At 70.9% G+C, this 20722-nt stretch carries 17 protein-coding genes and 1 riboswitch; of the genes, 9 read left to right on the plus strand and 8 right to left on the minus strand.

Annotation, left to right across the window (positions count from 1 at the left end; translation table 11 throughout):
* Nucleotides 1-31: 31 nt before the first annotated feature.
* Nucleotides 32-844, minus strand: coding sequence for a DeoR/GlpR family DNA-binding transcription regulator (locus tag QRN27_RS03550; RefSeq protein WP_285040770.1), 813 nt, complete (start codon nucleotides 842-844; stop codon nucleotides 32-34).
* Between the two features lie 83 nt (nucleotides 845-927).
* Between QRN27_RS03550 and galT the strand changes: the two genes are divergently transcribed.
* Together galT and galK are read left to right on the plus strand one after the other, a co-directional pair.
* Nucleotides 928-2079, plus strand: a complete 1152-nt coding sequence (gene galT / locus QRN27_RS03555; protein ID WP_056007881.1) for a galactose-1-phosphate uridylyltransferase — start codon at nucleotides 928-930, stop codon at nucleotides 2077-2079.
* Nucleotides 2076-3236, plus strand: a complete 1161-nt coding sequence (gene galK, locus QRN27_RS03560) for a galactokinase (protein ID WP_285040771.1) — start codon at nucleotides 2076-2078, stop codon at nucleotides 3234-3236. Before galT ends, galK begins: the two co-directional genes overlap by 4 nt.
* A 68-nt stretch (nucleotides 3237-3304) precedes the next feature.
* On the opposite strand, the gene QRN27_RS03565 is transcribed toward galK, so the two are convergent.
* Nucleotides 3305-4183, minus strand: a complete 879-nt coding sequence (locus tag QRN27_RS03565) for a bifunctional methylenetetrahydrofolate dehydrogenase/methenyltetrahydrofolate cyclohydrolase (RefSeq protein WP_194669371.1) — start codon at nucleotides 4181-4183, stop codon at nucleotides 3305-3307.
* Between the two features lie 11 nt (nucleotides 4184-4194).
* Nucleotides 4195-5466 (minus strand): serine hydroxymethyltransferase, encoded by a 1272-nt coding sequence (gene glyA / locus QRN27_RS03570; protein WP_056007889.1) that lies wholly within the window; start codon nucleotides 5464-5466, stop codon nucleotides 4195-4197.
* Nucleotides 5467-5508: 42 nt separating this feature from the next.
* Nucleotides 5509-5626: riboswitch (ZMP/ZTP riboswitch) on the minus strand.
* A 166-nt stretch (nucleotides 5627-5792) separates the two neighbouring features.
* Between glyA and QRN27_RS03575 the strand changes: the two genes are divergently transcribed.
* Nucleotides 5793-7310, plus strand: coding sequence for a beta-N-acetylhexosaminidase (locus tag QRN27_RS03575; RefSeq protein ID WP_285040772.1), 1518 nt, complete (start codon nucleotides 5793-5795; stop codon nucleotides 7308-7310).
* Between the two features lie 402 nt (nucleotides 7311-7712).
* Entirely contained in the window at nucleotides 7713-9992 is a 2280-nt protein-coding gene (locus QRN27_RS03580) for a sigma-70 family RNA polymerase sigma factor (RefSeq protein ID WP_285040773.1), read from the plus strand.
* Between the two features lie 16 nt (nucleotides 9993-10008).
* Here QRN27_RS03580 and QRN27_RS03585 read toward each other — a convergent pair whose 3' ends face one another.
* Nucleotides 10009-11235 carry an MFS transporter gene (locus QRN27_RS03585; protein ID WP_285040774.1) on the minus strand — a complete coding sequence of 409 codons (1227 nt, stop codon included), beginning with the start codon at nucleotides 11233-11235 and terminating at the stop codon, nucleotides 10009-10011.
* A gap of 184 nt (nucleotides 11236-11419) precedes the next feature.
* On the opposite strand from QRN27_RS03585, the gene QRN27_RS03590 reads away from it, so the two are divergent.
* From QRN27_RS03590 to QRN27_RS03610, 5 genes are read left to right on the plus strand one after another with little or no spacing between them, the layout of a single operon-like run.
* Nucleotides 11420-11812: a MerR family transcriptional regulator gene (locus QRN27_RS03590; protein WP_285040775.1), complete on the plus strand. Its 393-nt coding sequence runs from the start codon at nucleotides 11420-11422 to the stop codon at nucleotides 11810-11812.
* 27 nt (nucleotides 11813-11839) lie between these two features.
* Entirely contained in the window at nucleotides 11840-12736 is an 897-nt protein-coding gene (gene purU, locus QRN27_RS03595; RefSeq protein ID WP_285040776.1) for a formyltetrahydrofolate deformylase, read from the plus strand.
* Between the two features lie 39 nt (nucleotides 12737-12775).
* On the plus strand, nucleotides 12776-13132 hold the full coding sequence (locus QRN27_RS03600) for a YrdB family protein (protein ID WP_285040777.1): 357 nt from the start codon (nucleotides 12776-12778) through the stop codon (nucleotides 13130-13132).
* Nucleotides 13129-14283: an N-acetylglucosamine-6-phosphate deacetylase gene (nagA, locus tag QRN27_RS03605; RefSeq protein WP_285040778.1), complete on the plus strand. Its 1155-nt coding sequence runs from the start codon at nucleotides 13129-13131 to the stop codon at nucleotides 14281-14283. Before QRN27_RS03600 ends, nagA begins: the two co-directional genes overlap by 4 nt.
* The gene (locus tag QRN27_RS03610) at nucleotides 14280-15641 is read left to right on the plus strand and encodes an FAD-binding oxidoreductase (protein ID WP_285040779.1); all 1362 of its coding nucleotides are present in this window, start codon (nucleotides 14280-14282) and stop codon (nucleotides 15639-15641) included. Before nagA ends, QRN27_RS03610 begins: the two co-directional genes overlap by 4 nt.
* A gap of 108 nt (nucleotides 15642-15749) precedes the next feature.
* Here the strand turns inward: QRN27_RS03610 and QRN27_RS03615 are convergent, their stop codons facing one another.
* From QRN27_RS03615 to ptsP, 4 genes are all read right to left on the minus strand, one after another.
* Entirely contained in the window at nucleotides 15750-16904 is a 1155-nt protein-coding gene (locus tag QRN27_RS03615; RefSeq protein WP_285040780.1) for a mannitol-1-phosphate 5-dehydrogenase, read from the minus strand.
* Nucleotides 16904-17338: a PTS mannitol transporter subunit IIA gene (locus QRN27_RS03620; protein WP_056007920.1), complete on the minus strand. Its 435-nt coding sequence runs from the start codon at nucleotides 17336-17338 to the stop codon at nucleotides 16904-16906. The genes QRN27_RS03615 and QRN27_RS03620 overlap by 1 nt, the downstream gene beginning before the upstream one ends.
* A gap of 117 nt (nucleotides 17339-17455) precedes the next feature.
* A complete protein-coding gene (locus QRN27_RS03625) occupies nucleotides 17456-19042 on the minus strand; it encodes a PTS mannitol transporter subunit IIBC (RefSeq protein ID WP_285040781.1) in 1587 nt (528 codons plus the stop codon).
* Nucleotides 19039-20718, minus strand: coding sequence for a phosphoenolpyruvate--protein phosphotransferase (gene ptsP / locus QRN27_RS03630; RefSeq protein ID WP_285040782.1), 1680 nt, complete (start codon nucleotides 20716-20718; stop codon nucleotides 19039-19041). The genes QRN27_RS03625 and ptsP overlap by 4 nt, the downstream gene beginning before the upstream one ends.
* Nucleotides 20719-20722 lie beyond the last annotated feature (4 nt).

Genomic DNA, 20722 nt, shown 5'->3' on the forward strand with positions numbered 1-20722 from the left:
GAGGGTCGGTGCCCCGGACCCGCTCGGCGTGTCAGTCCCCGAGTGGCACCAGGGTCACCGGCAGCCCGGCCTCTCTGAGGCCCGCCACGGTCTCGGGCGAGGCGCCGTCGTCGGTCAACAGCGCGTCGAACGCGTCGAGTCCGGCGATCCGGCCGAGCTGTCGCACCCCGAGCTTCGAAGCGTCGGCGATCACGACGACGCGTTCGGCAGCGCGGACCATCCTGGCCTTCACCTCGGCTTCGGGCAGGTTGATGTTGGTGACACCATGCTCGGCGTCGACCCCGTTGCACCCGATGAAGGCGAAGTCGGCGTGGACCTGACTGAGCAACGACCCGGCGAGGGGGTCGACGAGCGAGTGCTGGAGCGGCCGCAGTGATCCGCCGGTCACGATCACCGAGAACCTCGGTATCTCCGACTCGAGCTCGAGGGCGATGGTCAGGCCGTTGGTGATCACGACGAGGTCGGAGAGGTCCCGTCGGGCCTTGAGGGCTCGGGCGAGCGCGAGACCGGTGCTGCCGACGTCGACGATCACGCTCTGCCCGGAGCGCACCATCGCCGCGGCGGCCTCACCGATGCGCTGCTTCGCGTGAGCCGAGGTGGCGGTCGCGAGCTCGATGGGCGACTCGACGGCTCCACGACCCAGCACCGGCATCGCGCCGCCGTGCACGCGGACGGCGTCGCCCTGGTCGACGAGGGTGTCGAGGTCGGTCCGTGCGGTCACCCGGGAGACACCGAAGTCCTCGGAGATGTCGGCCACGCGGACGAAACCGCGCTCATCGAGCAGCTCGCGGATGCGGTCGCGACGCAGCGGCGCAGGCAGCTGGATCGGCTCGTCGACGGACATGCTTGAATCTTCGCCGACTTGCCTATACTTTTCAAGACGAAACGTTGCACGTTTCCGTTCGACAACCCGTTCAGAGGATCCCCATGCCCCAACTCGACGACAGCTTCGTCATCGACCCGGCGATCGCGAGCAGCACCCAGCGCCTCGCCGACGGCCGCGAACTCATCTACTTCGACGACGTCGACACGACGCTGCCAGCGGAACGGCTGCCGGACACCCGCGACCTCGCGGCACGCCCGCCGACCGCGTCCATGCGCCAGGACCCGCTGACCGGTGAATGGATCTCGATCGCCGCGGCCCGCCAGAACCGTGTGATGCTGCCGCCCGCCAACCTCGACCCGCTCGCCCCCGCGAGTCCTTCGAACCCCTCCGAGATCCCCGATCAGTACGACGTCGCGGTCTTCGAGAACAAGTCGCCGTCCTTCGGGCCGCTCCTCGAAGACGAGAACGCGCCCGTCGACCTCGCCGACCTGGCGACCATCGGCATCGGACGGACCCGCACCTCGGTCGGCCGCTGCGAGGTCGTGAGCTTCAGCCCGTCGAGCACCGGCTCCTTCGGTTCCCTTTCCCGCACCCGTGCACGCACGGTGATCGAGGCCTGGGCGCGCCGCACGCACGCGCTGTCGCAGATCGACTCGATCCAGCAGGTGTTCCCGTTCGAGAACCGCGGTGAGCAGATCGGCGTCACCCTCCTCCACCCGCACGGCCAGATCTACTCCTACCCCTACGTGACGCCGCGCACCCAGCGGCTCATCGCGGCGAGCGAGGCGTACGGCCCCGGCCTCTTCGCCGACATCCTCGCATCGGAGCAGGCCGACGAGCGCGTCGTCCTGGCGGGCGAACACTGGACGGCCTTCGTCCCCTTCGCAGCCCGTTGGCCCGTCGAGGTGCATCTCATGCCGCACCGGCACGTCCCCGACTTCGCCGCCACCTCCCTCGCGGAGCGCGACGAGCTCGCCGTCCTCTACCTGCGGCTGCTCCGCGGCGTCGACGCCCTCTACGACACCCCGACCCCGTACATCGCCGCCTGGCACCAGGCACCCACGCGCGTCCACCGCGACGAGCTCCGACTCCACCTGCAGCTCACCTCGCCGCGCCGTGGCGCCGACCGCCTGAAGTACCTGGCCGGCTCCGAAGCCGCCATGGGTGCGTGGATCGGCGACGTGCCTCCCGAGTCCACCGCCACCGCCCTGCGCGCCGCGATCGCCGCAGCCGACGAGGAGAACCCCGTATGACCGACCTCCAGCAGACCGCCACGAGCGGATTCGAGCGCACCTTCGGCAGCGAACCGAGCGGCCTCTGGTCGGCGCCCGGCCGGGTGAACATCATCGGCGAGCACACCGACTACAACGACGGCTTCGTATTCCCGATGGCGATCGACCGCCGCACGGTCGCGGCCGTCCGCCGACGCGACGACGACCGCATCCGGGTGTCCAGCAGCTTCTCGCCCGAAGTCGTCGAGGCGTCCCTGCGCACGCTCGACCCCGACGCGCTGCAGGGCTGGTCGGCCTACCCGCTCGGCGTGGTGTGGGCGCTCGGGCAGTTCGGCGCACCCCTCGCGGAGCTGTCCGGCGTCGACATCTACCTCGACTCCGACGTCCCGGTCGGGGCGGGCCTCTCCTCCTCCGCGGCGATCGAAGCGTCGGTCGCCGTCGCCCTCGACGAGATCTGGCACCTGGACCACGACCGCAAGACGCTCGCGAAGATCTGTCAGCTCGCGGAGAACCGCGCCGTCGGAGCACCGACGGGCATCATGGACCAGTCGGCGTCCCTGCTCGGTCGTCCGGACTGCGGGGTCTTCCTCGACTGCCGCTCGCTCGAGACCGACGTCATCGCCCTCGGCTTCGACGAACACGACCTCGAACTGCTGGTCATCGACACGCGCGTGGAGCACGCCCACGTCTCCGGCGGCTACGCGGCACGACGGGCGTCCTGCGAGGCCGGAGCGGCAGCCCTCGGCGCCGACTCGCTCCGCGACGTCACGGTCGGCGACCTCGACCGCGCTCGGGACCTCCTCGACGACGAGACGTTCCGCCGCGTCCGCCACGTCGTCACCGAGAACCAGCGCGTCCTCGACACCGTCAGGACCCTGCGGGAGCACGGTCCGACCGCGATCGGCGAACTGCTCGTCGCGTCGCACGCCTCCATGCGCGACGACTTCGAGATCTCGGTCCCCGAGCTCGACCTCGCCGTCGAGACGGCCATGGCAGCCGGCGCGATCGGTTCGCGGATGACGGGTGGCGGCTTCGGCGGAGCGGCGATCGCGCTCGTCCCGGTGGCGCTCGCAGCGACCGTGTCCGAGGCGGTCTCGGCCGCGTTCGCCGAGGCGTCGTTCACGGCCCCGACGATCTTCGCCGTGCGACCCGCGGCCGGCGCGACCCGCGAGGTCTGAGCCCCGACGACGACGGCCCGGTCCCATCAGCGCGAGCGGACGGGACCGGGCCGTTCCGGTGCGGAGTGCTACTCGGCGGGTGTCGCCATGCGGACAACGTTCGCGAGCAGACCCACGCGGGTCATCGGTCCGACCCCGCCGGGGTTCGGACTCATCCATGAAGCGACCTCCGCGACGTCCGGTGCGACGTCGCCGACGACGCGGGACTTGCCCGTCTCCGGGTCGGTCTCGCGGCTCACGCCCACGTCGAGGACGATGACGCCCGGCTTGACGGCGTCGCGCGTGACGATGCCGGGGACACCGGCCGCCGCGACGATGACGTCGGCCGTGCGCAGGATGTCGTCGAGACCGACGGTACCGGTGTGGGTCAGCGTCACGGTGGCGTTGACGTCACGGCGCGTCAGCAGCGGGCCGATGGCCCGACCGACGGTGACCCCGCGGCCCACGACGACGACGTGCTTCCCGGCCCAGCTGATGCCGTGGCGCTCGACCAGCTCGACGACGCCCTTCGGCGTGCACGGCAGCGGCGTGTGGATCGGCCGGTTGACGTTGAGGACGAGCCGCCCGAGGTTCGTGGGGTGGAGCCCGTCGGCGTCCTTCTCCGGATCGATGCGCTCGAGGATCGCATCGGTGTCGATGTGCTTCGGCAACGGCAGCTGCACGATGTAGCCCGTGCAGCTCTCGTCGGCGTTGAGCTCGTCGATGACGGCCTCGAGCTCCTCCTGGGACACCGTCTCCGGCAGGTCGCGACGGATGGACTCCATGCCAACCTCGGCGCAGTCGCGGTGCTTCCCGGCGACGTACCACTGCGAACCCGGGTCTGAACCGACGAGGACGGTTCCGAGGCCGACCGAGATGCCGCGCTCCTTGAGAGCGGCCACCTCGATCGCGATCTCGGACTTGATGACGGAGGCCGTGGCCTTGCCGTCGAGGATCTGTGCGGTCATGCTCCGGGGCCCTACTGCTGGAGGCCGGCGTAGAGCGGGAAGCGCTCGGCGAGCGCCGTGACGCGCTCGCGGAGCGCACCGGACTCGGCACCGTTGCGGAGCGCGAGGGCGATGATGTCGGCGACCTCGGCGAACTCGGCGTCGCCGAAGCCACGCGTCGCGAGCGCCGGCGTGCCGATCCGGAGGCCGGAGGTGACCATCGGCGGCCGCGGGTCGAACGGCACCGAGTTGCGGTTGACCGTGATGCCGACCTCATGGAGGAGGTCTTCGGCCTGCTGCCCGTCGAGTTCCGAGGTCCGGAGGTCGGCGAGCACCATGTGCACGTCGGTGCCACCGGTGAGGACGTCGATGCCGGCGGCCTTCGACGCGTCGGTGGTGAGCGCCTCGGCGAGGAGCTTGGCACCACGGAGCGTGCGCTCCTGACGGTCCTTGAACTCGGCCGTCGCGGCGAGCTTGAACGCCGTGGCCTTCGCGGCGATGACGTGCATGAGCGGCCCACCCTGCTGGCCGGGGAACACGTTCGAGTTGAGCTTCTTGGCGAGTTCCATGTCGCGGCTGACGATGAAGCCGGAGCGCGGTCCGCCGATCGTCTTGTGCACGGTCGAGGAGACGACGTCGGCGAACGGCACGGGCGAGGGGTGCACGCCTGCGGCGACGAGTCCGGCGAAGTGCGCCATGTCCACCCAGAGCTTCGCGCCGACCTCGTCGGCGATCGCACGGAAGGCGGCGAAGTCGAGCTGACGCGGGTAGGCGGACCACCCGGCGATGATGACCTGCGGCTTGTGCTCGAGCGCCTTGTCGCGCACCACGTCCATGTCGACGAGGAAGGTCTCGGGGTCGACGCCGTACGAGACGGCGTTGTAGAGCTTGCCCGAGAAGTTGAGCTTCATGCCGTGGGTGAGGTGGCCACCGTGGGCCAGCTCGAGCCCGAGGATGGTGTCGCCCGGGGTGGCGATGGCCGAGAGCACCGCGGCGTTCGCGGTCGCTCCCGAGTGGGGCTGGACGTTCGCGTACGCGGCACCGAAGAGGCTCTTGGCGCGCTCGATCGCGAGCGACTCGGCGATGTCGACGAACTCGCATCCGCCGTAGTACCGGCGGCCAGGGTAGCCCTCCGCGTACTTGTTCGTCAGCACGCTGCCCTGCGACTGCAGGACGGAGACGGGCACGAAGTTCTCGCTCGCGATCATCTCGAGGGTGTTGCGCTGGCGGCCGAGCTCCTGCTCGAGGACCGCGGCGATCTCGGGATCGACCTCGGACAGTGGCGCGTTGAAGGTGTCGGACAAGACTGGCTCCCTTTTGTGACAGAACGGATGTCGGTGATGTGCCGTTTCGGCCCAGGCGTGCGGCCGAATCCGCCCTTGTCTTCAAGGTGCAGGGTCGCTCCCCGATGGTGAACCATCTGAGGCGGAGCGGGCTCCGTCTATACGCCAGTTGCGACTGCTAGCAGCATAGCAACGGGACGGCTGTCGCGCACCGTTCCGGACCTGGTCGCGACGTCGCTCCGGCGCGGGCCGACCGGGCTGTGACAGGATGGTCCGACCCGTGTTCACCGTCCGAACAAACCCGCTCGGACGGACGCGCACGACGGTCAGCCAGCGAAGGAACCTGCATGAGTCTGCTCCCCCGCCCCCGCTCGCAGCGCTCGGATCCGTCGGTCTCCTCCTTCCTGCTCGGGCCGGAGACGTCCGTCGTCACCGCCCCCGAAGCCGCGGTTCCGGCGCGTCTGCTGGCCGAGGCACTGCGAACCTCGACGGGGTACGCGATCCCGGTCGAGACGGTCGCGGCGGGCGAGCGCGGTGCGGATCACGTCGTGGCCGGCGGCCGTCCTGCGATCACCCTCGGCATCGACGAGCGGCTTAATCCGACCGCTGGCGCCTATCGACTGACGGTGACGGCGGAGGGCGTCGACCTGGTCGGTTCCGACGTGGCCGGGGTCCTCCATGCCACCCAGACCCTCCGCCAGCTGCTCCCGCCCGCGAACTGGGCACCCCAGGCCAGCGCGCAGGCGTGGGAGGTGGCCGCCGTCGTCGTCGACGACGCGCCGCGATTCGCCTACCGCGGCGTCATGCTCGACGTGGCGCGACACTTCTTCACGGTCGCGCAGGTGCAGCGGTTCATCGACCAGCTGGCGAGCTTGAAGCTCAACCACCTGCACTTGCACCTCAGCGACGACCAGGGCTGGCGACTCGAGATCGCCGGCTGGCCGGAGCTGACCGGCATCGGGGCGGCGACGGCCGTGGGCGGTGGTGAGGGCGGCTTCTACACTGCCGCGGACTACCGCGCCATCGTCGACTACGCCGCCGACCGCTCGATCACGATCGTCCCGGAGATCGACGTGCCCGGCCACACGAACGCGGCCCTCGCGGCCTACCCCGAGCTCAATGCGGACGGGGTCGCGCGCGAGCCCTACACCGGCACCGAGGTCGGCTTCTCGAGTCTCGACATCCGCTCCGAAACCACCTACGCGTTCCTCGAGGACGTCTTCGGCCAGCTCGCGGCGCTCACCCCGGGACCGTACCTCCACCTCGGCGGCGACGAGGCGCTCGCGACCCCGGAGGACGACTTCCGGTACTTCGCCCGACGGGTGTCCGACCTGGTCGCCGCCACCGGGAAGACCGCCGTCGCCTGGCATGAGTTCGGCGCCTCCGGTGAGCTCGCGCCGCGCACCGTCGGCCAGTACTGGAACTACGTCGCACCCGAACCGGGTCACGCCGAGCAGCTGCGGTCGTTCGTCCGACAGGGCGGGCGGGTGATCATGTCGCCGTCCGACGCCGCCTACCTCGACATGCAGTACCCCGACGACGACTCGGCGGGGCTCACCTGGGCGGACGGCCCGACGAGTGTGCAACGGTCGGCGGCCTGGGAGCCGACCGACGTCGTCACCGGTGTGGGCGAGGAGGACATCCTCGGTGTCGAGGCGCCGCTCTGGACCGAGACCGTCGGGGACGTCGAGACGCTGGAGTTCCTGGTGTACCCGCGCGTCGCCTCGATCGCCGAGATCGGCTGGTCCGAGCGTCGTGCCGCCGACTGGCCCGACTTCCGGGATCGTCTGGCCGAGGTCGCCCGCGGCTGGTCGGCCGCGGGGATCGCGTTCCACCGCTCCCCCGAGGTGGACTGGGTCAGCTGAGCGGATCCGAGGAGCGGAAGGTGGCCGGGAGTGGCGCTCGCCCCCGAGCGCCACTCCCGGCCGATCGACGGGTTCGCACGATGGCGCCCCCTCCCGTCGAGATCTGCAGCGGTTCGGGTCCGCCGCCCGATGCGCACCGGCCGCGGTCCGCATCGTGGTCGTCCGAGGACGACCCGGCCGAGTCCCCGAAGTCGGGAACCCTGCCGTTCACCCTGAGAGAGCGGTTCCGCACCACTTCATGACGCGGGTTCCCGAACCGATCCGCGGATCCGGACCATCCGGGACGGTCGCACCGCCGCTCCCCCGTGCGAAGATGAGGATTCCGCGTCATGATCCCGCCCCACCCGACTCTCTCGGGCGGGCATGGTGCCCGGCAGTGCGCAGCATGCAGACGGAGGCATCATGAGCGTGGACGTGTCCCAGGCGGCGCCGCTGGCCGAACGCTCGGACGCGGAGCTGATCGACGGCACCCGGGCGGGCTCGCAGGACGCCTACGGTGAGCTGTGGCGCAGGCACGCGAACGCCGGACGGACGGTCGCCCGGTCGATTACCTCGAGCCTCGACCCCGACGACCTCGTCTCGGAGTCGTTCGCGCGCATCTATCAGGCGGTCCGTCGCGGGAAGGGCCCGACGGGTGCCTTCCGCCCCTACCTGTTCACCACCATCCGGAACACCGCGGCGGCATGGGGTCGCTCGCGCCGGGAGACCTCGCTCGACACGCTCGACTCGTTCGAGGACCCCGACACGAACGAGGCCTCGTCGATGGAGGCCCTCGACCGCAGTCTGAGTGCCCGGGCGTTCCGCAGCCTGCCCACGCGCTGGCAGGAGGTCCTCTGGTACACGGAGATCGAGGGCATGACGCCCGCCGAAGTTGCGCCCTTGCTCGGCATGAAGCCCAACTCGGTGTCCGCGCTCGCCTACCGGGCTCGTGAGGGATTGCGGGAGGCCTGGATCCAAGCGCACCTGCAGGCCGTCGACGACGACTCCGAGCACGCGTTCACCATCAGCCGACTCGGCTCCTACGCGCGCGGCAACCTGAGCGCCCGCGACACGGCGAAGGTCGAAGCACACCTCGACGCCTGTCAGCGGTGCACGATCGTGGCCGCGGAGGCGAAGGACGTCGGGTCCCGCATGGCGCTCGTCCTCCTCCCCCTGGTCGCGGGCGCCGCCGGAGCGACCGGCTATCTGGCCTGGTTGCAGACGGACGGACCGGCGTCCACGGCGGTCGTCGCCATGCCGGCAGGTATCACCGGTGGAGCGGTCCTGACCGCACACCTCAGCGGCCATGCCGCGACCGGCGCAACAGCGGGCGGATCCGGCGGGGCCGGGATCGCCACCGTGGGTACCGCCGGGGGCGTCGGGGCGGCCTCGGCCGCCGGCGCGGCAGGCCTCTCGGGCGGACTCGTCGCGGCGATCGGGGTGGTGGTCGTCGCCGCAGTCACGGCCGCGGCCCTCGTCCTCGGCCCGCTCGTGTTCCCGTCCGCCGACCCCGGCACCTCGGTGGCCGCCGGCGAGACCGTGGATCCGCCCGCTGCGGCAGCCCCGAACGCGCCAACGTCCACCGGCCCGACCACGCCGACGACCCCGCTTCCCAGCCCCCAGCCGACGCCGGACCAGGACGGGACGCCGGACCCGGTCGCGACACCGGTGACGCCGCCGTCGACCACGCCGTCGGTCGCTCCGCCGACCGGCTCCGACGACCCGGTGACGCCCGCCGATCCGACCGATCCCGTCGATCCGGTCGATCCGGTGGACCCCGTCGAGCCCGCGCAGCCGACGATGGCCGCGGACTCCGGCGGAGGGTTCCTCTGGCCCTCGTTCACCGGTACCGGAGCGCCCGGCGCCACCATCGACATCCTGGAGGGTGACACGGTCCTCGCCTCGACGACCGTCGCGGCCTCGGAGACGCAACGGGCCACCGCGGCCGTCGTCGAGGCCGGCTGGTCGACCGCGCCGGTCGACCTCGGCCGCACGGGGACCTTCGTCCTGACCGTCCGACAGACCCTCGGCGACGTCGTGAGCCTCGGGGCCGAGCCGGTCACGGTGACCGTGGCGGGCCCCGACGTCACCGGACTCCTCGACCTGCGCCTGCTGCGCGTCCTCGAGCTGGGGGCGTCACTCGTCGTCGTCGGCGCTCCGAACGGCACCATCGGCTACACCGTGGACGGCGGCGACGAGCAACGCGTCACGCTCGACGCCGCGGGTCGGGCAGTGCTCTCCGGAGACGCGGTCGCGATCGGGCTCCATGAGCTGACCGTCTGGGGCGTCGACCCGGCCGACGCGTCCCGCCGGGGGCCGTCGACCTCGGTCGACTACCTCTCGCTCGCCGGACTCCTGACGACCGACGTCGCCCTCGCCCTCGACGCCACCCCGCTGGACGCCGCCCAACTCGCGGCTGTGGCCGCATCCGCCGCCGATCCCGCGGCGCTGCCGGCCGCGGTCCCGGCAGCGACGGATCCGAACCTCCCCGCAGCGTCCGACCCGGACCTCGCGGCCCAGACGACGGCGGACACGACCCCGGCGGACGCCACCACCGCTGAGCCTGCGGACGACGCGGTCCTGGAGTCGCCCGAGGGGTCGGCCGACCCGGAGACCGCTCCGGTCGAATCGGACGTCGCCGTCGAAGCACCGTCGGACGACCTCCCGGCGGCACCGGCGACGGACGCACCGACCACGCCCTGAAGCCTCCGGCGGGCGATCAGACGGTGACGCGCTTGCGGGTGCGGAGCACGTCCGCGGCCAGGAGCGAGGTCGCGACCACCGCCAGCACGACGTAGACCCAGGGCAGCACCCCGAGCCCGACCTCGGCGAGGAGCAGCGCCCCGAGCGCGGATCCCCCACCGATGCCGGTGTTGAAGGCGGTGGTGTAGAACGCGTTCGCCGTGTCGCGGATCCTAGGGCTCGCGGCGTGCAGCAGGCGGGTCTGCATCAGCGGCGGCAGCATCCCGAACGCCGTGCCCCACAGGAAGAACGCGACGAGCGCGCCGGGCAGCCAGTCGGTCGACAGGACGAGGGCACTCACCATCGCGGCCGACACGGTCAGCGCGACGAAGAGTCCCGTCGTCGCCCGCTTCGCGAAGACGCTGCCGGTGAGGATCAGGCCGATCGCGCCCGCGACGCCGTAGACGAGGAGGAGGATGCTCAGCTGACCGGCCGGGACACCCACCTCGCCGATGAGGAACGGGGCGATGTAGGTGTAGAACGCGTAGTGGCCGGCCATGATCACGCCGACGGCGATGCACACGATCGCGACGGGGACGACGCTCGGATCGCGACCGGTGGCACCGGCGGACGCGGCATGCGACTCCTCCCGGCCGACGGGCGGCAGCTTCCACCAGACCACGAGGGCACCGAGGAGCATCGCCACGGCCAGGACGCCGAACGCGAGCCGCCAGCCGAGGGCGTGTCCGAGCGCCGTGCTGAGCGGGACGCCGAGGACGAACGCGAGCGTGCCGCCGGCGATCGTCACGGACACGGCCCTCGCGAGCTGCTCCTTGGGCACGAGGTGGCCGGCGTAGGCGCCGACGACCGCCCAGAAGACCCCGTGTGCCAGTCCGCCGAGGACGCGCGTCGCCACGAGGAGCTCGTAGTTCGGTGCCAGGGCTCCGAGGCCGGTGCTGACACCGAGCACGGCGATGACGGCGACGAGCAGCGCATGTCGGGGGACGCGCTTGGTCAGATGGATGAGGGCGGCGCTCGACAGGACGACCGTGAACGCGAACACGCTCACGAGGAGCCCGATCTGGGACTCCGTGACGCCGAGCGACGCGCTCATCTCGGGGAGGAGCCCGGTCGGGATCATCTCGCCGGTGACCGAGAGAAAGGTCCCGGCCGCGAGGGCGATCAATCCCACCCACGGGAACGGAGGCGAGGACGGCTTGGTCGGTACGGCGGGGCGCGCCGAGGAGGGAGGAGAGGAGGTCATCGGATCGCTCCAACGATGGCGTTCACCCGTCGGCCGACACGGCGGACGAGTTCGTCTACGCGCTGATGTGCGCGCCCAGGGCCGACCGACATCCGGCGACCGCGGACGAGTCTACCCGAGGCCGGGAATGCGGCGGCCTCGGTCCGACGTTGCACGTGAGGTGAAGGTGACAGAGAGGCCGCACATGCGCATCGCAGAACTCGCTGAACGGACGGGCGTCCCGGCATCCAGGCTCCACTCCTACGAGCAGGAGGGTCTGCTGGCCCCGGTGCGGGCCCCGCACGCGCTCGACGAGTACGGGCCGTCCGCCGTCGACCACGTGATCACGGTCGACAACCTCGTCGACGCCGGTCTCACGACCCGGCTCGTCCGCGTGGTCCTCGATCTCGACGACACCCGGGCCACGCGGGCCGTGCCCGACTGCTCACGGGCGACGGCCGAATCCCTCCGGACACAGATCGCGTCGATCGACGACCGCATCGACTGCCTGCAGCGCAGCCGCGAGACCGTCCGGTCCTACCTGCGGCAGTCCTCGCACGCCGACCTCGTCGACGAGCGGTCCGTCCCGGCGGCCTGAGCCTCCCCCGGCCGGTACCCTGGGTCGGTGACGAACTCGACCGACCCCACCGCCGCGCCCGCAGCTCCGCACGAGCGCTCCGTCCACTGGGTCCTCTCCATCATCTGTGAGGACCGCCCGGGCATCGTGCACGCCATCAGTGGCGCGATCGTCGAGGCCGACGGGAACATCACCGAGAGCCAGCAGTTCTCGAGTGACGACACCGGTCGGTTCTTCATGCGCCTGCAGGTCGAGGCCGCCGTCACCAGGGACCGGTTCGAGGCGGCCATCGCCCCGGTCGTCGAGCGGTACGCGCTCGACTGGCGACTCGATGTGGTCGGGCGCCCGCTGCGGACGCTCGTCCTGGCGTCGACGGCCGCGCATTGCGTCAACGACCTCCTGTTCCGCCAGCGCGCCGGCCAGCTCGCGGTGGAGATCCCACTCGTGCTCAGCAACCACGGCTCGCTCCGCGACCTCGCCTCGTTCTACGGCGTGCCGTTCGAGTCGCTGCCCGTCACTGACGCCGCTTCCAAGGCGGCGTTCGAGGCCCGAGTCGTCGCCGCGGTCGAGGAGCACGACATCGAGCTCGTCGTCCTCGCCAGGTACATGCAGATCCTCTCCCCCGAGCTCTGCGAGCGGCTCGCCGGCCGGGCCATCAACATCCACCACTCGTTCCTCCCCGGGTTCAAGGGTGCGAACCCGTACAAGCAGGCGCACGCGCGCGGGGTCAAGCTCATCGGAGCGACGGCTCACTTCGTCACGAGCGACCTCGACGAGGGTCCGATCATCGAGCAGAACGTCGTCCGCGTCGATCACTCGCGTTCGCCGTCGGAGCTCGTCGCGATCGGGCAGGACGAGGAGAGCCGCACCCTGACGCAGGCGGTGAAGTGGTTCGCCGAGGACCGCGTCCTGCTCGACGGCGCACGGACCATCATCTTCCGCTGAGACGAGGCGGCACCTCGGCCACCGCCGTAGAATCGTGTGGTGTCTGAACGAATTCCCGCCGATGTGAAGATCGGCCCCACCGAGATCCTGCGGTTCTTCCTCGACCTCTTCGCCTTCTTCTCACTCGGGTTCTGGGGCGTCGCGGTCTGGCCGTTCCCGCTCAACGTCGTCATCGGCATCGCCGCACCGGTGGTCGCGATCATCCTGTGGGCGCTGTTCCTGTCGCCCCGCGCGGTCATCCGGATCGACCTCTACGGCCAAGCCGTCGTGGAACTCCTCATCTTCGCCGCGGCGGCCCTTGCGTGGCTGCACCTCGGGCAGCCGATCATCGCGGCGGTCTTCGCCGTGGTCGCCGTCGCCAGCGGCGTCATCCGCGGACGGAAGCAGCTCGCATGACCGACCTCCTGATCCACTCGGCCACCAAGGTCGACGTCGACGGCCAGATCGACGCCTTCTGGTTGCACGCGGTCGACGGGGTCATCCGCGCGACCGGATCCGGCGACGACTGGCGGTCACTCCCCCTCGGCGCCGGTGCCCTCGTGCACGATGCCGACGGAGGCCACCTGACGCCCGGCTTCATCGACCTCCACGTGCACGGCGGTGGTGGGGCGTCGTTCGACGACGGTCGGGAGGCCATCGAGCGCGCCCTCGCGGTCCACCGCGCGCACGGCACGACCCGATCGCTCATCAGCCTGGTGTCCAACCCGGTCGACGCGCTCGTCGCGAGTCTCGGCGGCATCGCCGACCTCGTCGCCGAAGACCCCCTGGTGCTCGGCTCCCACCTCGAGGGGCCGTTCCTGTCGCCCGTCAAGAAGGGCGCGCACGACCCCACCGCGCTCATCGACCCCAGCCCCGCCATCGTCGAACGGCTCATCGACGCGAGCCGTGGCACCCTGCGCCAGATCACGATCGCGCCGGAACTGCCGAACGCGCTCGAGGCGATCCAGGTCCTCGTCGAGGCCGGCGTCGTCGTCGCCGTCGGCCACACCGACGCCGACGAGGCACTGACGAAGACGGCCTTCGACCTCGGCGCACGCCTCGTCACCCACGTGTTCAACGCGATGAACGGGATCCACCACCGTGCGCCTGGGCCGATCATCGCCTCCTTCGCCGACGAGCGGGTGACGGTCGAACTCATCCTCGACGGTGAACACGTGCACCCCGACGTGGCGAAGCTCGCGTTCGAGCAGGCTCCCGGCCGCGTCGCCCTCATCACCGATGCGATGGCGGCGGCCGGGTCCTCCGACGGCCGCTACCTCCTCGGCGCCCTCGAGGTCCAGGTGACGGACGGCCTCGCGAGGCTCGTCGAGGGAGACTCGATCGCCGGCTCCACCCTGACGCTCGACCGGGCGCTCCGCCTGGCGGTCGCGAGCGGGATCCCCGCAGCGGTGGCCGTCGGAGCCCTCACCAGCACCCCCGCCCGTGTCCTGGGCCTCGGCGAGCGCTTCGGACGCCTGGCCGTGGGATACGCCGCGGACGCGGTCCTCCTCGACCACCGCTGGTCGGTCCAGGCGGTCTGGGCCGACGGAACCGCCCTGCCGCGATGACCGCGCCGAACGTCCTCGACGCCCTTCGCGACGCCCTCGGCGACGCGGTGTCGACGACGGATGCCGACCTCGCGGCGGCGCGAACGGACAAGTCCGGGCACGTGTCGGACGCCGCGCCGATCGCCGTGGTGTCCGCGCGTTCCACCGAGGACGTCCAGACCGTCATGCGGATCGCGACGGCGACCGGGACACCGGTCGTGACCCGGGGCGCGGGCACGGGACTCGCCGGCGGCGCACTCGGCGGAGCGGGCGAGATCGTGCTGTCGACCCTCGGGATGACGCGGATCCACGAGATCAACGAACCCGATCTGCTCGCCGTGGTCGACCCCGGCGTGATCAACGGCGCCTTCAACGACCTCCTGCTCACCCGTGGGCTCTGGTTCGCCCCCGACCCTGCGAGCCGGGCGATCTCGACCGTGGGCGGCAACATCGCCACCGGCGCCGGCGGCCTCCTGTGCGCGAAGTACGGGGTGACCCGCGACGCCGTCCTGGCGCTCAAGGTCGTCTTGGCCGACGGTCGCCTCATCAGCGTCGGTCACCGGAGCATCAAGGGCGTGACCGGGCTCGACCTCACGAGCCTCATGGTCGGATCCGAGGGCGTCCTCGGCGTCATCGTCGAGGCGACCGTCCGCATCAGGCGGATCACCCCCGGCACCGTCGCGACGATCGCCGGGTACTTCCCTGACGTCGTCACCGCCGCCGGTGCCACGGCGGCCGTCACCGCGGCGGGCATCCAGCCGTCCATCATGGAACTGCTCGACCCCGTCGCACTCGTCGCCGTCCACCGGTACCTGCGGCTCCCGACACCGAGCAGCGGCGAAGCGCACGTGGTCATCCAGACCGACGGGCCGAGCGCCGAGGTCGAAGCGGCGGCCGTCCTCGAGGTGTTGCGTGCCGCCGGCGGTCGCGCCGAGATGTCGACCGACCACGCGACCGGTGAGCACCTGCTCGCGGTCCGCCGCGCCCTGCACCCCTCGCTCGAGCGGTTCGGCACCCCGCTCATCGAAGACGTCTCCGTCCCGCGGAGCCAGCTGGCCGCGATGTTCGCCGAGATCGGCGACATCGAGCGTCGCTACGGCATCACCATCCCGACGGTCGCGCACGCCGGCGACGGCAACCTCCACCCGAACTTCGTCTTCGAGGGCACCGAGGTACCGGACCACATCTGGCAGGCGGCCGAGGAGCTGTTCACCGCCGCGCTCCGGCTCGGCGGGACGCTGACGGGCGAGCACGGGATCGGGCTGCTCAAGAAGCGGTGGCTGGGCGACGAGCTCGGCGCCGACCAGCTCGGACTCCAGCACGGGATCAAGCAGCTCTTCGACCCGCAGAACCTGCTGAACCCCGGCAAGGTGTTCTGACCCGTAGCCCTTCGACAGGCTCAGGGACCGGGGTGGCCGACCCGTGAACAACGACAGGCTCAGGGTCCGGAGATGTCCGGTCCCTGAGCCTGTCGAAGGGCTGCCCTGCTAGGAGAGCGTCGCCTGCCGAGCGGTGACCTGCGCGAGCACCGCCGGAGCCAGCGGGTGCTCGGGCGCGAGCCCGGTGACCTCTTCGACGAACGCCTCCGCCGCCAGGTCGTGCAACTTGGCCTGCAGCTCGACGCTCTGCTCGTCGTCGCTCACGTCGAACTCCAGTGCTGCTCCGATGGCGGCGACGAGGGCGTCGTGGCCCATGCCGCGCACCGCCAGCTCGGCGGCAGGTCCGATGAAGCGCTCGGTCCGGCTCAGCTTGCGTAGCGGCTGGCGACCGACGCGCTCGACGGTGTCGGGCAGGTGCACGTTGGCGAACCGACGCAGGATCGTCTCGCGGTACTCGCGCTGCGCGTCGACGTCGAGGCCGTGCTTCGCCACGAGCAGCGCGGAGGTCTCCTCGAGTACCGCACCGACGGCCGCCGCGATGGACGGTTCGGCGAGCGCTTCGGCGATCGTCCCGATACCGGCGCGAGCACCGAAGTAGGCGACGGAGGCGTGACCGGTGTTCACCGTGAACAGCTTGCGCTCGATGTACGGGGCGAGCTCCTCGACGAAGTGCGCGCCGGGGATCGACGGGAGGGAACCGTTGAAGGCCGGGGTCTCGATGGCCCACTCGAAGAACGTCTCGACGGTGACGTCGATGCCCTGCCCGGCGGGCTGGCCCGGGACGATGCGGTCGACGGCCGTGTTCGCGAACACGGCGCGGCCCGCCAGCGACTCCCAGGCGGTGTCGCCGACGGCCTGCCGCACCTCGGCGGCGAGCAGGTCGGTCGCGTTGATCGCGTTCTCGCAGGCCATGACGGCCAGCGGTGCCGCGTCCGACGGACGGGCGGCGATGCCGCGTGCGATGACCGGCGCGACGAACCGCAGGATGGTCGGCCCGACGGCGGTGGTCACCACGTCGGCGGCGGCGATCTCGGCGACGAGCGCCTCCTCGTCGGTCGCGCTGTTGATGGCGCGGAACCCGGTGACGACCGTGTCCTTCGCCCCGTCGCCCACCTCGTGGACCGTGTAGCTGTCGGCCGCGGCGATGGCTCCGATGAGCTCCGCGTTGACGTCCGCGAAGACCACCTCGTAGCCGCCCTCGTGGAGGAGGAGGCCGACGAACCCGCGTCCGATGTTCCCGGCGCCGAAGTGGACGGCCCGCATCACTCGTTGACCTCGCTCAGGAGTGCGTAGAGCTCCTCCGCGGTCTCAGCGGCGAGCAGCTTGGCGACCTCGTCGTCCTCGGAGAAGATGATGGCGATCTTGGAGAGGATCTCCATGTGGCCGCCGTCCTTGCCGGCGATGCCGACGACGAAGCGCACCTCCTCGCCGTCCCAGTCGATGGGGGTCTCGTACCGGGTGAAGGACAGGGCGGAATCGCGGACCGCCTCCTTCGCGTCGTTCGTGCCGTGCGGGATCGCGAGGAGGTTGCCCATGTAGGTCGACACCGACTGCTCACGCGCGAGCATCGCCTCGAAGTACTCGTCGGTGACCGCCCCCGCCGCCTCGAGGGCGTCGGCCGCGCGTCGGATGGCCTCCTCCTGGGTCACCGTCCCGGTGACGATGGTGATGCGGTCCTGGGTCAGTACCTGCGACATGGCTTCCTCTGCATTCCTCGTGGAGGGCTCCGCCTGAGCGGCCGGGAGCCCGGTGAAGGGTGGTGGGTGTGGCCCGGGGTGCACGCCCTTCGCGTGCACCCCGGGATCGTTCCGTTGCTAGTGTGCTCCCTCTCCGCGGAGCAACTCCACCACCTCGTCGTACTTCGGGGAGTTCATGAAGTTGTCCACCGACATGTGGACGGCGCTCGGGGTCTTCTCCTTCGCGCGCTCCGTGAGCTCCCGCTGCGTGATCACGAGGTCCACGTCGTCGGCGAGGTTCGCGATCGCCTTGTTCGTGACGGTGATCTCGTCGATGCCGGCCTTCTTGATCTTGTTACGGAGCACCGAGGCGCCCATCGCGCTGGACCCCATACCGGCGTCGCACGCGAAGACGATGTTGCGGATCGGACCACGCTCGAGGGTGGTGACGACGCCCTCGTCGACGACGTCGGCACCGGCGGCGGCGCTTCCGGCAGAGAGGTTGCCGAGCACGCTCGACTTCTTGCCCTTCGCGGCCTCGGTGGCTGCGACGGCGGCCGAGAGGTCACCGGCGTTCTCGTTCTCGAGGTCGCGCTTGCGGCTCGCCCGGAGGATGATCGCGGAGATCGCGAAGGACACGGCTGCCGCGACGATGACCGAGAGGATCACGCCGATGTAGCTGTCGGGAGCCGTCTGGATGAGCACGGCGATGATGCTGCCCGGCGAGGCCGGCGCGCGCAGACCCGTGTTGAAGGCGACGTTCGTCGCCACACCGGCCATGCCGCCACCGATCGCCGCGAAGACGAGCATCGGCTTCATGAGCACGTACGGGAAGTAGATCTCGTGGATGCCGCCGAAGAACTGGATGATGACCGCGCCGGGAGCCGAGGCCTTCGCCAGGCCGATGCCGAAGAAGCAGAAGGCGAGCAGGATGCCGAGGCCCGGGCCGGGGTTCGCCTCGAGGAGGAACAGGACCGACTTGCCGGTCTCCTCGGACTGCTGGACGCCGAGCGGGGTCAGCACACCGTGGTTGATGGCGTTGTTCAGGAAGAGGATCTTGCCGGGCTCGATGAAGATGCTCGCGATCGGCAGGAGCGAGTTGGCGACGAGCCAGTCGACGACGCCCTCGAGGAAGCTGCTGAGGGCGGTGACGATCGGCGCGATGCCGTAGAACCCGCCGATGGCGAGGAGCGCGCCGAGGATGCCCGCGGAGAAGTTGTTCACGAGCATCTCGAAGCCGGCCTTGATCTTGCCGTCCCAGAGGCGGTCCGCCTGCTTCATGAGCCAAGCGGCGAGCGGACCCATGATCATCGCGCCGATGAACATCGGGATCGCGCTACCGACGATGACACCCATGGTCGCGATGGAGGCGACGACGCCACCACGCTCCCCGTAGATCATCCGGCCACCGGTGTTCGCGATGAGCAACGGGAGCAGGTAGGTGATCATCGGGCCGACGAGGCCCACGTACTGCGGGAAGGTCGTGCCGTCGTCGGCCTGTGCGAGTGCCGTCGCGGCACCCTGCCACCCGATGACGTCGGCATTGCCGAAGCCGCCGAGCACACCGTTCGGGAGCCAGCCGGTGGCGATGAAGAACGCGGTGATGAGGCCCCAGGCGATGAAGGCCGCGATGTTCGGCATGACCATGCCGGAGAGGAAGGTGCCGAATCGCTGAACGCCGACTCGTGCACCTCCCGGCTTCTTGGGAGTAGACGTCGTTGTCATGATGATGTTGCCTCTTTCATTTCGGGAGTGGTCGCGGCGATGGCCGCTGCCCTGGCCTCGGCTGCGCCGTCGGTGGCCAGTGCTGCTGCTGCGATGCGTCGGGCGTCGTCGAGCGTGTACTGCTGGAGGGAGTGTCGGACGTCGGCGAGCGCCGACGGCGACATGGACAGGGTGGTGGCGCCGAGTCCGACGAGGACGACGGCGAGGAGCGGGTCGGCGGCTGCTTCGCCACAGATGCCGACGGGCTTGCCGTGATGCCGGCCGGCTTCACCGACGAGCTGCACGAGACGGAGGACCGCCGGGTGCCACGGGTCTTGGAACGCACCCACGGAGCCGAGCAGGCGGTCCGCGGCGAGGGTGTACTGCGTGAGGTCGTTCGTCCCGATCGAGGCGAAGCCGGCGTGGGCGAGGACGCGGTCGGCGAGGAGCGCACTCGACGGCACCTCCACCATGACGCCGGGTGTCTTGAGTCCGTACTCGGCGGCGATCGCCATGAAGTACTTCGTCTCCTCGACGGTCGACACCATCGGCGCCATGACCCAGAGGTCGGCGTCGGTCGCCGCGTCCGCCTGGGCGAGTGCGGTGAGCTGCTCGCGAAGGATGTCCTCGCTCGCCCGGAGTGCGCGGAGTCCGCGGAGCCCGAGCGCCGGGTTGTCCTCGTGCGCGTCGTTCAGGAACGCCAGCGGCTTGTCGGCACCGGCGTCGAGCACCCGGACGACGACCTTCTTGCCGGGGAAGGCTCGCAGCAGCTTCTCGTAGTGCGCACGCTGCTGTTCGACGGTCGGCGCGAGCGCCTGGTCGAGGAAGAGGAACTCGGTCCGGAAGAGGCCGACACCCTCGGCGCCGAGCTCGGCTGCGGCATCGGCGTGTTCGGCCGACCCGAGGTTCGCGAGGAGCGGCACGGAAGTGCCGTCGGCGAGCGCGCCGGGGATGGCCGGGGCGTTGACCAGGGCGAGCCGGTCGGCGATGCGCTGCTCCGTCTCGGCCACCAGTTCGGGCGTGGGATCGACGGTGACCGCGCCGGTCGCCGCATCGACGACGAGCGTCGTGCCGTCGGTGAGGTCTGCGGCACCGACGACGCCCACGATGGCGACGATCGACTTCTCGCGGGCGAGGATCGCCGTGTGCGAAGTGGGGCCTCCGTCGCTCGTGACGAGTCCGAGCACCAGGTCGAGGTCGAGCAGGGCGGTGTCGGCCGGTGCGAGGTCGCGGGCGACGAGGATGAACGGGTGACCGGGCGAGGGGACGCCGGGCGCCGGGACCCCCATGAGGTCCGCGATGACCCGCTGGGACACGTCGTCGAGGTCGGCGGCGCGTTCGCCGAGGTACCCGCCCATCGCCGCGAGCTGGTCGCGGAACGACGCGAACGCCGCGTAGACGGCCCATTCGGCGGTCTTGCCGTCGGCGAGGCGGGTGGCGATCTCCTCGGCCAGCGTCGGGTCCTCGGCCATCATGGCCTGCGCTTCGAGCACGTCGCGTGCGGCACCACCGGCGGCTGCACCGCGGGCTTCGAGCTCGCGTGCGACGGCGGCGAGGGAGGTGTTCGCCCGCTCGGTCTCGGTCGCGAGGTCGAGGGTGCTGGCGACGTCCGCCGGCGCCGGGAGTGGATCGGCCATCCGTGCGATCGGGCCGACGGCGACCCCCTGGCCGATGCCGATGCCCTGGAGCGCGCTCATCGGA

This window comes from Plantibacter sp. LMC-P-059a, from assembly GCF_030209505.1.
Classification (GTDB): Bacteria; Actinomycetota; Actinomycetes; order Actinomycetales; family Microbacteriaceae; genus Plantibacter.

Coding starts and splice junctions, on each gene's coding strand:
- QRN27_RS03550 (WP_285040770.1), bottom strand. CDS start 844: ATGTCCGTCGACGAGCCGATCCAGCTGCCTGCGCCGCTGCGTCGCGAC.
- galT (WP_056007881.1), top strand. CDS start 928: ATGCCCCAACTCGACGACAGCTTCGTCATCGACCCGGCGATCGCGAGC.
- galK (WP_285040771.1), top strand. CDS start 2,076: ATGACCGACCTCCAGCAGACCGCCACGAGCGGATTCGAGCGCACCTTC.
- QRN27_RS03565 (WP_194669371.1), bottom strand. CDS start 4,183: ATGACCGCACAGATCCTCGACGGCAAGGCCACGGCCTCCGTCATCAAG.
- QRN27_RS03575 (WP_285040772.1), top strand. CDS start 5,793: ATGAGTCTGCTCCCCCGCCCCCGCTCGCAGCGCTCGGATCCGTCGGTC.
- QRN27_RS03580 (WP_285040773.1), top strand. CDS start 7,713: ATGAGCGTGGACGTGTCCCAGGCGGCGCCGCTGGCCGAACGCTCGGAC.
- QRN27_RS03585 (WP_285040774.1), bottom strand. CDS start 11,235: ATGACCTCCTCTCCTCCCTCCTCGGCGCGCCCCGCCGTACCGACCAAG.
- QRN27_RS03590 (WP_285040775.1), top strand. CDS start 11,420: ATGCGCATCGCAGAACTCGCTGAACGGACGGGCGTCCCGGCATCCAGG.
- nagA (WP_285040778.1), top strand. CDS start 13,129: ATGACCGACCTCCTGATCCACTCGGCCACCAAGGTCGACGTCGACGGC.
- QRN27_RS03610 (WP_285040779.1), top strand. CDS start 14,280: ATGACCGCGCCGAACGTCCTCGACGCCCTTCGCGACGCCCTCGGCGAC.
- QRN27_RS03615 (WP_285040780.1), bottom strand. CDS start 16,904: ATGCGGGCCGTCCACTTCGGCGCCGGGAACATCGGACGCGGGTTCGTC.
- QRN27_RS03620 (WP_056007920.1), bottom strand. CDS start 17,338: ATGTCGCAGGTACTGACCCAGGACCGCATCACCATCGTCACCGGGACG.
- QRN27_RS03625 (WP_285040781.1), bottom strand. CDS start 19,042: ATGACAACGACGTCTACTCCCAAGAAGCCGGGAGGTGCACGAGTCGGC.
- ptsP (WP_285040782.1), bottom strand. CDS start 20,718: ATGAGCGCGCTCCAGGGCATCGGCATCGGCCAGGGGGTCGCCGTCGGC.